General features: G+C 76.6%; 11 protein-coding genes. 5 read left to right on the forward strand and 6 right to left on the reverse strand.

Annotation, left to right across the window (positions count from 1 at the left end; all coding sequences use genetic code 11):
* Positions 1-314 precede the first annotated feature (314 nt).
* Together ACRYR8_RS19855 and ACRYR8_RS19860 are read right to left on the reverse strand one after the other, a co-directional pair.
* On the reverse strand, positions 315-1,637 hold the full coding sequence (locus tag ACRYR8_RS19855; protein ID WP_432486015.1) for an RNA 5'-3' helicase PhoH2: 1,323 nt from the start codon (positions 1,635-1,637) through the stop codon (positions 315-317).
* Positions 1,638-1,940: 303 nt separating this feature from the next.
* Positions 1,941-2,702 (reverse strand): isoprenyl transferase, encoded by a 762-nt coding sequence (locus ACRYR8_RS19860; protein ID WP_432486016.1) that lies wholly within the window; start codon positions 2,700-2,702, stop codon positions 1,941-1,943.
* A gap of 85 nt (positions 2,703-2,787) precedes the next feature.
* Between ACRYR8_RS19860 and trhA the strand changes: the two genes are divergently transcribed.
* Complete coding sequence (gene trhA, locus ACRYR8_RS19865; protein ID WP_432486017.1) at positions 2,788-3,456, forward strand: PAQR family membrane homeostasis protein TrhA; 669 nt, start codon at positions 2,788-2,790, stop codon at positions 3,454-3,456.
* Positions 3,457-3,465: 9 nt separating this feature from the next.
* Here trhA and ACRYR8_RS19870 read toward each other — a convergent pair whose 3' ends face one another.
* Complete coding sequence (locus tag ACRYR8_RS19870; RefSeq protein WP_432486018.1) at positions 3,466-3,879, reverse strand: hypothetical protein; 414 nt, start codon at positions 3,877-3,879, stop codon at positions 3,466-3,468.
* Positions 3,880-4,378: 499 nt separating this feature from the next.
* Between ACRYR8_RS19870 and ACRYR8_RS19875 the strand changes: the two genes are divergently transcribed.
* Complete coding sequence (locus ACRYR8_RS19875; RefSeq protein ID WP_432486019.1) at positions 4,379-4,969, forward strand: GAF and ANTAR domain-containing protein; 591 nt, start codon at positions 4,379-4,381, stop codon at positions 4,967-4,969.
* A gap of 26 nt (positions 4,970-4,995) precedes the next feature.
* Here the strand turns inward: ACRYR8_RS19875 and ACRYR8_RS19880 are convergent, their stop codons facing one another.
* Positions 4,996-7,062, reverse strand: coding sequence for a thioredoxin domain-containing protein (locus tag ACRYR8_RS19880; protein ID WP_432486020.1), 2,067 nt, complete (start codon positions 7,060-7,062; stop codon positions 4,996-4,998).
* Positions 7,063-7,125: 63 nt separating this feature from the next.
* On the opposite strand from ACRYR8_RS19880, the gene ACRYR8_RS19885 reads away from it, so the two are divergent.
* A complete protein-coding gene (locus ACRYR8_RS19885) occupies positions 7,126-8,064 on the forward strand; it encodes a Gfo/Idh/MocA family protein (protein ID WP_432486021.1) in 939 nt (312 codons plus the stop codon).
* A 4-nt stretch (positions 8,065-8,068) separates the two neighbouring features.
* On the opposite strand, the gene ACRYR8_RS19890 is transcribed toward ACRYR8_RS19885, so the two are convergent.
* Positions 8,069-8,398: a hypothetical protein gene (locus ACRYR8_RS19890; protein ID WP_432486022.1), complete on the reverse strand. Its 330-nt coding sequence runs from the start codon at positions 8,396-8,398 to the stop codon at positions 8,069-8,071.
* Positions 8,395-9,297, reverse strand: a complete 903-nt coding sequence (gene mca / locus ACRYR8_RS19895) for a mycothiol conjugate amidase Mca (RefSeq protein WP_432486023.1) — start codon at positions 9,295-9,297, stop codon at positions 8,395-8,397. The genes ACRYR8_RS19890 and mca overlap by 4 nt, the downstream gene beginning before the upstream one ends.
* Before the next feature lie 124 nt (positions 9,298-9,421).
* Here mca and ACRYR8_RS19900 point away from each other — a divergent pair, with 124 nt between their 5' ends.
* Positions 9,422-9,841: a DUF4307 domain-containing protein gene (locus ACRYR8_RS19900; RefSeq protein WP_432486024.1), complete on the forward strand. Its 420-nt coding sequence runs from the start codon at positions 9,422-9,424 to the stop codon at positions 9,839-9,841.
* Between the two features lie 120 nt (positions 9,842-9,961).
* Positions 9,962-10,456: a transcription elongation factor GreA gene (greA, locus tag ACRYR8_RS19905; protein ID WP_432486025.1), complete on the forward strand. Its 495-nt coding sequence runs from the start codon at positions 9,962-9,964 to the stop codon at positions 10,454-10,456.
* The last annotated feature ends 47 nt before the right edge of the window (positions 10,457-10,503 follow it).

The following is a 10,503-nucleotide window of genomic DNA, read 5'->3' on the forward strand; positions in this document are numbered from 1 at the left end:
GCCTGGCGGGCCGGCGGGCGCGCGTGGCGGGGGGGGGGGAGGGCGGCCGGGGCCGGGGCGGCCGAGCGGGGCGCGGCCACCGGCCGGCGCGGGGCCGGGCGGCAGCGGCGGGGTGCTGTCGGTCGCAGACGGTGCCCCGACCCGGGCGGTGGAAGCAACCTCACCCGTGCCCGTTCGTCACAACGAGGTAAAGAGCAGGCAACACTGCGTCGAATTTCGTGGGGCTTCTCACACTCCCACGGCTCGCCGAGGGGGTTTGATGGCCTCGACGAACGGGAATCCGCAAGCCTTGATCACTCAGCAGACCTTCAAGATCACGCTCCGAAGTCGTTGAGCAGCTCGGTCACCAGGGCGGCCACCGGCGAGCGCTCGGACCGGGTCAGGGTCACGTGCGCGAACAGCGGGTGCCCCTTGAGGGCCTCCACGACCGCCGCCACCCCGTCGTGCCGGCCCACGCGCAGGTTGTCGCGCTGCGCCACGTCGTGCGTGAGGATCACCTTCGAGCCCTGCCCGATGCGCGAAAGCACCGTCAGCAGCACGTTGCGCTCCAGCGACTGCGCCTCGTCGACGATCACGTAGGCGTCGTGCAGCGACCGGCCGCGGATGTGCGTCAGCGGGAGCACCTCGAGCATCCCGCGGTCCACGACCTCCTCCAGGACCGCCGGGGCCACCAGCGCCTCCAGCGTGTCGAAGACCGCCTGCCCCCAGGGCCCCATCTTCTCGGCCTCGGTGCCCGGCAGGTACCCCAGCTCCTGCCCGCCCACGGCGTACAGCGGGCGGAACACCACCACCTTGCGCTGTTCCCGCCGCTCCATCACCGCTTCCAGCCCGGCGCACAGCGCCAGCGCCGACTTGCCGGTGCCCGCGCGCCCGCCCAGCGACACGATGCTCACCGACGCATCCAGCAGGGCGTCCAGCGCGATGCGCTGCTCCGCCGATCGGCCCCGCACCCCGAACGCCTCCCGGTCCCCCTTGACCAGCCGCAACTGCTTGTCCGCCCCCACCCGCCCCAGCGCGTGCCCGTGCGGGGAGGACAGCACCACCCCCGTGTTCACGGGCAGTTCGCGCGCCTCCGGGTGCTCCACCGACCCCGCCTCGTACAGGGCGGCGACCTCCTCGGCCGTCGCGGTCAGCTCGGCCACCCCCGTCCACCCCGAGTCCGGCGCGAGCTCGGCGCGGTACTCGTCGGCCGTCAGGCCCACCGCCGAGGCCTTCACGCGCAGCGGCACGTCCTTGGACACCACCGTCACGTCGTGGCCCTCGTCGGCGAGGTTGCGCGCCACCGCCAGGATGCGGGTGTCGCCGGCCGTGGCCAGCGGCCCGGTGCGCAGCGCCGAGGGCAGCGAGGCGGCGTCGGAGTGGTTCAGCTCCACCCGCAGGGTGCCGCCCTCGTCGCCGACGGGCACCGGGCGGTCCAGGCGGCCGTGCTGCACGCGCAGGTCGTCCAGGCGGCGCAGCGACTCGCGGGCGAAGTAGCCCAGCTCGGGGTGGTGGCGCTTGCCCTCGAGCTCGCTGACCACCACCAGCGGCAGGACGACGTCGTGCTCGGCGAAGCGGCTCAGGGCCGCCGGGTCGGACAGCAGGACGGAGGTGTCCAGGACGAACGTGCGGCGCGCGGGGCTGGAGCTGGTGACCACGGACGTCTCCCGTTTCCGGGGCCCGGCGCGAGCGCGACCCGACCCCCTGAAGCAGCGGCGGACCGGGACCTCAGGGCACCGTGCGGGCGACCCGGGACCGGGCCTCCCCGCTGCGATGGACAGCACGCACGGCGACCTCCCGGACGGGCGGCGGGCGCCACCCGTCACCCCCGACGCTAGACCCGGGGGCCCCGCGCAGCGGGCCGAACACGCCCACGGGCACGCCCGTCCGGGTGAGCATCCGGTGACGTCGGGGCGACGGCCCGGCGACGCCGCCGGAGGGACCCCGGGCTGGTCGCGGCGTCAGGAGCCGAAGCGGCGCTCCCGGGCGGCGTAGTCGCGCAGCGCCCGCAGGAAGTCCACCTTGCGGAAGTCCGGCCACAGGACCTCGCAGAAGTACAGCTCGGTGTGCGCGCTCTGCCACAGCAGGAAGCCCGACAGGCGCTGCTCGCCGGAAGTGCGGATCACCAGGTCCGGGTCCGGCTGGCCCTTGGTGTACAGGTGCGCGGCGATGTGGTCCACGGTCAGCCCGTCGGCCAGCTCCTCGATCGGGGTGCCCGCGACGGCGTGCTCGCGCAGCAGCGAGCGCACCGCGTCGGCGATCTCCTGGCGGCCCCCGTACCCGATCGCCACGTTCACGACCGCACCGCCGATGTCCGCCGTCGCCCGCGCCAGCTCGCGCAGCCGCTGCGCCGTCGCCGCCGGCAGCAGCTCCAGCGCACCCACGGGGTGGATCCGCCAGCGCCGCGCCGCCGCCAGGCGCGCCACGCAGTCCTCGACGATCTCGATGAGCGGCGCCAGCTCCGACTGCGGCCGGTGCAGGTTGTCGGTGGACAGCAGGTAGAGGGTGACGACCTCGATGCCCTCGTCGTCGCACCAGCCCATGAACTCCACGACCCGGTCCGCGCCGGCGCGGTGGCCGTGCGCGCTGGGCGCGCCGAACGCCTTGGCCCAGCGGCGGTTGCCGTCGAGGATGATCCCGACGTGGCGCGGCAGGACGGACGGGTCCAGCGACCGTTCCAGCCGCCGCCCGTACGCGCCGTAGAGGAGATCCCGGAAGGCCATCGGCGCTCACCGTATACCCGTGTCCCCGAGCACCGGCCCGATCGCCGCGAACCGTACCTACGGTCCCGTAGCGTACGGTCTCGGCATGACGGCCGCCCCCGCTCCACGGACCGCCGAGGCGAAGCCCCGCCTGCGCGGCTGGCTGCACGCCGGCACGTTCCCCGCCGCCGTCGCCGCCGGCCTCGCGCTGGTCGCGCTGGCTCCCACGACGGCCGCGCGGGCGGCCGCCGGCGTCTTCACCGCCACCGCCGCCCTGCTGTTCGGCACCAGCGCCGTCTACCACCGCGGGACCTGGTCGCCGCGCGCCGGCGCCCTGCTGCGGCGCCTGGACCACAGCAACATCTTCCTCATCATCGCCGGCACCTACACGCCGCTGGCCGTCACCACCCTGCCCCCCGGCGAGGCGCGCAGCCTGCTCACCCTGGTGTGGGCCGGAGCGCTGGCCGGCGTCGCCTTCCGGGTGCTGTGGGTCGGCGCACCGCGCTGGCTCTACACGCCCGTGTACGTGGCCCTCGGCTGGGTCGCGGTGGGCTACCTGGACGACTTCGCCCGCGGCGGCGGGTGGTGGGTGGCGGCCCTCGTCGTCGCCGGCGGTGCCGCCTACTCGGCCGGCGCCCTGGTCTACGGGCTCAAGCGCCCGAACCCCAGCCCGCGCTGGTTCGGCTTCCACGAGGTCTTCCACGCGTGCACGGTCGTGGGCTTCGCGGCCCACTTCGCCGCCATCGCGCTCGCGACGGCCTCGCACACCGCCTGACCACCCCACTCACGAGCGGCCGCCGCAGCGCTCACCCGTCCCGGCGCGCCCCTCCTGGTGGGCGTCGTCGCCGCCCAGGCGGCACCAGACGTGCACGCCCCGCGGGCGGGCCTCCCAGCCCCAGCAGGACGACAGCCCCGACAGCAGCGCCTCGGAGTGCTCGCGCAGGTGCAGCAGCCGGCGGCCCCGCAGCTCCACGGCGACGAGCAGGCCCCCGTCGGCCGCGCCGACCTGCACCGCCGCGGGCACCGCGTCACCCTCGGCGCCGTCCAGCGGTTCCGCGGCGGCCAGGGCCGCGTCGTCGCCGCACTCCTGCAGCCCGCAGCGCTCGGCCTGCAGCCGCACGAAGAGCCGCGCCCGGCGCAACGGCTCGACCCCGCCCGCCAGCTCCAGCCGGGCTCCCCCGCCCGTCACGCCCTTCACGACCGCCCCCTCGTCCGGACGACGCCGCGGGTTGGACCGTCCGGGGGGGAGGTACCCCGGGGAAGCACCTGCGCACCTGCCGGGACGTCCCGGCAGCGCCGGCGGCTACGCTCGCGGCACTGCGCCGCCGTCGCGCAGAGCCCGGCCCACCAGGCCGGGCGGTGCGGTGGCCGGGGTTGCAACCACAGCTCTCGCAGGTCCCGTTCCCGCACGAGCGGTCGCGGGAACCGCGTGCCGCGCGGCCTGGAGACACCGGGGTCTGCGCTGCCGGACCCGAGAGAGCCCTCGTGACCGGGAACACCGCCCCCCGCAGCGCCGGGACCGGCAGCGCCGGGACCGGCAGCGGGGCGGGAGTCCCGCAGCAGCCGCCCCCGCCGCAGCCCACCGCACCGGGCGAGACGGTGGAACTCCAGGAGGCCTTCGCCGAGCTGGGCCGGCTGGTCGTCGGCGAGACCCCGCTGGGCGAGGTGCTGGCCCGCGTGGCCGAGCTGGCCAGGGCGTGCGTGCCCGGCGCCGAGGAGGTCTCGGTGACCCCCTGGAGGACGGGGAGGCCCGCAGCGCCGCCTTCAGCGGCAAGCTGGCCGCCACCCTCGACGAGCGCCGGTACGAGGCCGGTTCCGGCCCGTGCCTGGACGCCGCCCAGTCCGGGCAGACCGTCCGCGTCGACGACACCGCCACGACCGGGGTCCACCCCGACTTCGGCGCCGTCGCCGCCCGCCAGGGGGTGCGCAGCTGCCTCCCGGTCGGCGTGCCGGTGCCGCAGCGCATCCTCGGCAGCATCAACGTCTACCGCTTCGACGACGGCGTGCTCGACGAGGACGCCGTGCAGCTGCTGCAGGTCTTCGCCGGGTACGCGGCCGTCGCGCTGGCCAACCACTCGCTGCACGCCTCCGCGGTGGCCCTCAGCGCGAACCTGCAGGTCGCGATGCAGTCGCGCGCGGTCATCGAGCAGGCCAAGGGCGTGCTGGTGGCGAACCTGCGCTGCAGCCCCGAGGACGCCTTCGCGCACCTGGTGAAGCAGTCCCAGCACGCCAACCGCAAGCTGCGCGACATCGCCACCGGGATCGTCGAGCGCGCCGGCCGCGGCTGAGGCACGCCCCGGGGCCCGCGGGGACCTCAACCCGCGCGGGCACCCACCGCGGCGGCCAGCGCGCCCGCGTCCGTCGTCGGCGCCTCGCACACCTGCCCGCGGCACACGTACGCGGCGGCCCGCCCGCCGACGAGGCCCCGCCCGGCCAGCAGCGGCGGGTCCGACTCCCCCGGCACGCCGCGCGCCACGACGAGGCCCGGCGCGGTGCCGGCCAGCGCGACCCGGTGCAGCAGCGCCGCGGCCGGGTCGCCCGGCTCACCGAGGACGGCGACCTCGCGGGGGCCGTCGCGCAGCGCCTCCGCCACCGCCAGGCCCCAGCCGGCGAAGCGCGGCGCCTGGGCGGCGAGCGCGGTGACGACCCCGAGGGACCCGACCGCCGCCTCGGTGAAGCGCGACTCCCCCGTCAGCGCACCCACCGCCAGCAGCGCGCCCGCGGCGGCTGTCCAGCCCGACGGGGTGGCGCCGTCGGAGGGGTCGGAGGGGCGCTCGGCGCCTGCGCGGGCGGCGTGCAGGGCGGGGTCGACGGCGTGCGCGGCGACGTCGTGGAACCCGCCGCCCTCGGCCGCGAACTGCGCCAGCACCTCCTCGCACACCTCGCGGGCGAGGCCGGCCCAGCGGTGCTCGCCGGTGGCCGCGTGCAGGGCCAGCAGGCCCTCGGCCAGGTCGCCGAGGTCCTCCAGGACGGCGGCGGGCTCACCGACGACGCCGTCGCGCGAGACGCGCCGCCAGCGACCGTCCACGCGGTGCACCCGCGCGAGGAAGTCCGCCGCGGTGCGCGCGGCGAGCAGGAGGTCGGGGCGGGCCAGCAGGGCCCCCGCCTCGGCGAGCGCCGCGACGGCCAGCCCGTTCCAGGCGAGCACGACCTTGTCGTCGCGGGTGGGCTGGGGCCGGTCGGCGCGGGCGGCGGCCAGGCGCTCGCGCACCCGCAGCCAGCGCGTCAGCTCCTCGCCCCGCAGCGCGCGGGTCAGGCGCGCGGTGGAGGTGCCGTGCTCGAACGTGCCGGCCTCGGTGACGCCGAGCAGCTCGGTGGCCCAGGGGCCGTCGTCGATGCCGAGGACCTCCACGAGGTCACCGGGCGTCCACACGTAGGTGGCGCCCTCGACGGCGTGCACCCGCCCCTCGGCGTCGAGGACGGGGGTGTCGGCGTCCAGCGACGCGGCGAACGCGCCCTCGCGGGTGCCCAGGCCGGCGACGATCCACTCGCACGCCTGCTCGGCGACGCGGCGGTGCTCGGCGTCGCCGGTGGCGCGCCAGGAGTGCAGGTAGGCGCGGGCCAGCAGGGCGTTGTCGTACAGCATCTTCTCGAAGTGCGGCACGACCCAGCCGGCGTCCACGGCGTAGCGGGCGAAACCACCGGCGACCTGGTCGCACGTCCCGCTGCGGGCCATCGCCGTGAGGGTGCGCGCGGCCAGGCCGGCGGCGACGTCGGAGCCGGTGCGGGCGGCGTGCCGCAGCAGGAACTCCACGACCATCGACGGCGGGAACTTCGGGGCGCCGCCGAACCCGCCGTTCTCGCGGTCCTCCTCGGCCGCCAGTGCTGCGACCGCGGCGACGAGGTCGTCGTCCGCGGGCGGGGCGCCGCCGGAGGGGGTGGCGGCCTCGCCCAGCGCCCTTGCGATGCGCGCGCTGGAGCTGAGGACCTCCTCGCGGCGGTTCCGCCAGGCGTCGGTGACCGCGTCGAGCACCTGCCGGAAGGCGGGCACCTGCGGGTGCGGGCGGGGCGGGAAGTAGGTGCCGGCGAAGAAGATCTCCCCCGCCGGGGTGCAGAACGTCGTCATCGGCCAGCCGCCCTGCCCGGTCAGGGCCGTGGTGGCCGACATGTGGACGGCGTCGACGTCGGGCCGCTCCTCGCGGTCCACCTTCACGCACACGAACTGCTCGTTCATCTGCGCGGCCGTGGCCGGGTCCTCGAACGACTCGTGGGCCATGACGTGGCACCAGTGGCAGGCGGCGTACCCGGTGGACACGAGCACCGGCACGTCGCGGCGGCGCGCCTCGGCGAACGCGTCCGGTCCCCACTCCCACCAGTCGACGGGGTTGTCGCGGTGCTGCTGCAGGTAGGGGCTGCGGGAGCGCTGCAGGCGGTTGGGCACACCGTCACGCTGCCACAGGCACCGGGTGGTCACGACCGGGCGCGCGTGCGGCAGGGTGGCCGCATGAGCGACGCACCGCGACGGTTCGGGGTCCTCGGCACCGGCCACTGGGCCGCGACCTGCCACGGGGCGGCGCTGGCCGCGCACCCGGACGTGGAACTGGTGGGGTTCGCCGGCCGCGACCCGGCGAGGGCCGCCGAGGTGGCCGGCCGGGTCGGCGGCCGGGGTTTCGCCTCCCCGGAGGAGCTGATCGACGCGGTGGACGCGGTGACGATCGCCCTGCCGCCGCACGTGCAGGCACCGCTGGCGGCGCGGGCGGCGCGCGCCGGCCGGCACGTGCTGGTGGACAAGCCCCTGGCGCTGGACGTGGCCGCCGCCGACGACGTGGTCGCGGCGGTGCGCGAGGGCGGCGTGGCCTCGGTCCTCTACGCGACGTACCTGTTCCAGCCGGACATCACCGACTGGCTGGGGCGGATGCGGGCGCTGGCCGCCGAGCACGGGCCGTGGGAGGGGGCGATCGCCCGCTGGGCCGGCACCATCGACGTGCCCGGCAACCCGTACGGCGCCTCGGCGTGGCGGCGCGAGCGCGGCGGGCTGTGGGACACCGGGCCGCACGCGCTGTCGATCCTGCTGGAGCTGCTGCCGCCGGTGGAGCGGGTCAGCGCCGGGCGCGGCGCGCGCGACGCGGTGAACGTCGCCCTGGAGCACCGCGGCGGGGCGGGCAGCGCGCTGTCGCTGACGCTGACCGCCCCGGCCGGGGCGGGCGGGTCGTTCGCCTCGGTGTGGGGGCCGGGAGGCCGGCACGACCTGCCGCGCTTCCACGGCACCCCGCAGGAGGGGTTCGCCCGCGCCGTGGACCGGCTGCGCGCGAGCGCCGCCGGCGGCGGGCCGGACCCGCTGGACGTCACCCACGGGCGCGAGGTGGTCGCGGTGCTCGCCGCGGTGGACGAGCACCTGGCCCGCCCGGTGGCCGAGCGGACCACCGCCGTGGTGCGGGGCTGAGGGCTCAGCCCTCCCGGGGGTCCTCCCGGGAGCCCCGCCGGCCGCTGTCCGGTCCGCGCTCGGCGGCCCGGGCGGCCTCGGCGCGCTCCTCCGCCTCCAGGCGGGCGCGCTGGTTGACCCGCTGCACCCGCCGGGCCATGCCGCGGCCGATGAAGTAGACCGCCACCGCCATCGCGAACAGGGAGACGAACCCCCACAGGCCGGGGGTGACGAGGTCGGCGTCCACCGTCTGCTGCTGGGTGGGCAGGGGCGTGCCCGTCGAGGTGCCCGTCGGGGTGGGGGCCGCGGCGAGCAGCGGCTCACCGCCGGCCCCGAGCACGCCGGCCCCCGTCACGCCGGCCCCCGCGTGCGCAGCCCGGCGAACAGGTCGTCCTCGGGCAGCTCGGTGGGCACGTGGGAGACGGCGAGGTGGTAGTCCTCGGTGGGCCACAGCTCGCGCTGCACGTCGTTGGGCACGCCGAAGAAGAAGCCGTCCGGGTCGATCTGGGTGGCGTGGGCGAGCAGGGCGCGGTCGCGGACGTCGAAGTAGTCGGCGCACTCCACGCGAGTGGTCACCTCCAGCTCGACGCGCTTCGGCGCGGCGGGGTCCGCGTCCGCCTCCTCGACCCTCGCGATCCACTCCGCGTAGGGGGACGGCTTGCCCTGCGCCAGCAGGGCCTCGTGGAAGGCGGTCATCCGCTTCCGGGAGAAGTTCGCGTGGTAGTAGAGCTTCGAGGTGCGCCACGCCTCGCCCGCCGCGGGGTAGCGCTGCGGGTCGGCGGCCGCGTCGAAGGCGGCGCGGGAGACCTCGTGGCAGCGGATGTGGTCCGGGTGCGGGTAGCCGCCGGACTCGTCGTAGGTGGTCATCACGTGCGGGCGGAACTCGCGCACGAGGTGCACGAGGGCGTTGACCTCCAGGTCCAGCGGCGTCAGCGCGAAGCACCCCGCCGGCAGCGGCGGCAGCGGGTCGCCCTCGGGCAGCCCGGAGTCGACGTAGCCGAGCCAGCGGTGCTGCACGCCCAGGATGCGGGCGGCCTCGGCCATCTCCCGGCGCCGGTACTCCGCCATGTCGCGCAGCATCCGCGCGTCGCCCTGCAGGCGCGGGTTGAGCACGTCGCCGCGCTCACCGCCCGTGCAGGACACCACGAGCACCTCCACGCCCTCCGCGGCGTAGCGCGCCGTCGACGCGGCACCCTTGCTCGACTCGTCGTCCGGGTGGGCGTGCACGGCCATCAGCCGCAGCGTCTCCGCCACTGGCGCTCCTCCTCCACTTCCCCGCCGCCGCTGCCCCGCCGGTGGCGGGTGCGACCATCGGTGCACATCCTCGCCCACCGGCCTGACCGTCGAGACACCCCCTCCGAGAACCGGGAGCCCCCGCGTGCCCAGCGACCCCTCCGACGACCTGCTCGCGACGCGCTACGGGCGCCGGCCGCGCCCCGCACGGCCGTGGTACCGCCGGCCGCTGCCGCTGGCCGCCGCGGTGCTGGGGGCGCTGCTCGTCCTGGCGTACGGGGCGTGGGTGGCGGTGTGGCAGTCGCAGGGGCCGGCGTCCACGGTGCTGCAGTACAGCGTCCTGGACGACCGCACGGCGCAGCTGCGCTTCGCGGTGAGCCGCGAGCCGGGGACGGCGGTGCAGTGCACCGTGCACGCGCTGGACGCCTCCTCCGCCGAGGTGGGGCTGGTGCGGGTGGACGTGCCCGCCGGTCCGGAGCGCCAGGTGCAGCGCACGGTGCAGCTGCGCACCACGTCCCGGGCGGTGACGGTGCAGGTGGAGTCGTGCGCAGAGGTGGAGGGCTGAGCCCGCCGGGGCTAACGTGGTCCCTTCGAGTCGCTCGCTCCCGCGGTCGCGGGGCCGGGCGACTCGGTGTTTGGGGGCAGGCACGAGGCCTCGCCCGAGGGAGTGCGACGAGGAGTGACCGTGAGCGAGACGACCAGCGGCGTCACCTGGCTGACCCAGGACGCCTACGACCGGCTCAAGGCCGAGTACGACCACCTGTCCGGTCCGGGTCGCACCGAGCTCGCCAAGCGCATCGAGCAGGCCCGCGAGGAGGGTGACCTCAAGGAGAACGCCGGCTACCACGCCGCCAAGGAGGAGCAGGGCAAGCAGGAGCTGCGCATCCGGCAGCTGCGCCACCTGCTGGAGACCGCCCAGGTGGGCGAGGCGGCGCCGTCGGCCTCCGGCGAGGTGACCCTGGGCTCGGTGGTGACGGTGGAGCTGGCCGGTGAGGAGATGAAGTTCCTCCTGGGGAGCCGGGAGGTCGGCGACGCGGGCGGCCTGGACGTCTACAGCGAGCGCTCGCCGCTGGGTTCGGCGGTGCTGGGCCGCAAGGCGGGCGAGCGGGTGAGCTACACCGCGCCCAACGGCCGCGAGATCCCCGTGCAGGTCCTGCGCGTGGAGCCGTTCACCGGCTGACCCGCCCGGCCCCGCGGCGGCGCCCCGGCACCGGACGGTGCCGGGGC

Source organism: Kineococcus esterisolvens, assembly GCF_050871405.1.
Classification (GTDB): Bacteria; Actinomycetota; Actinomycetes; order Actinomycetales; family Kineococcaceae; genus Kineococcus.

Excerpts from the sequence above, each read along its gene's own strand:
- ACRYR8_RS19885 (WP_432486021.1), top strand. The coding sequence starts at position 7,126 with ATGAGCGACGCACCGCGACGGTTCGGGGTCCTCGGCACCGGCCACTGG.
- trhA (WP_432486017.1), top strand. The coding sequence starts at position 2,788 with ATGACGGCCGCCCCCGCTCCACGGACCGCCGAGGCGAAGCCCCGCCTG.
- ACRYR8_RS19860 (WP_432486016.1), bottom strand. The coding sequence starts at position 2,702 with ATGGCCTTCCGGGATCTCCTCTACGGCGCGTACGGGCGGCGGCTGGAA.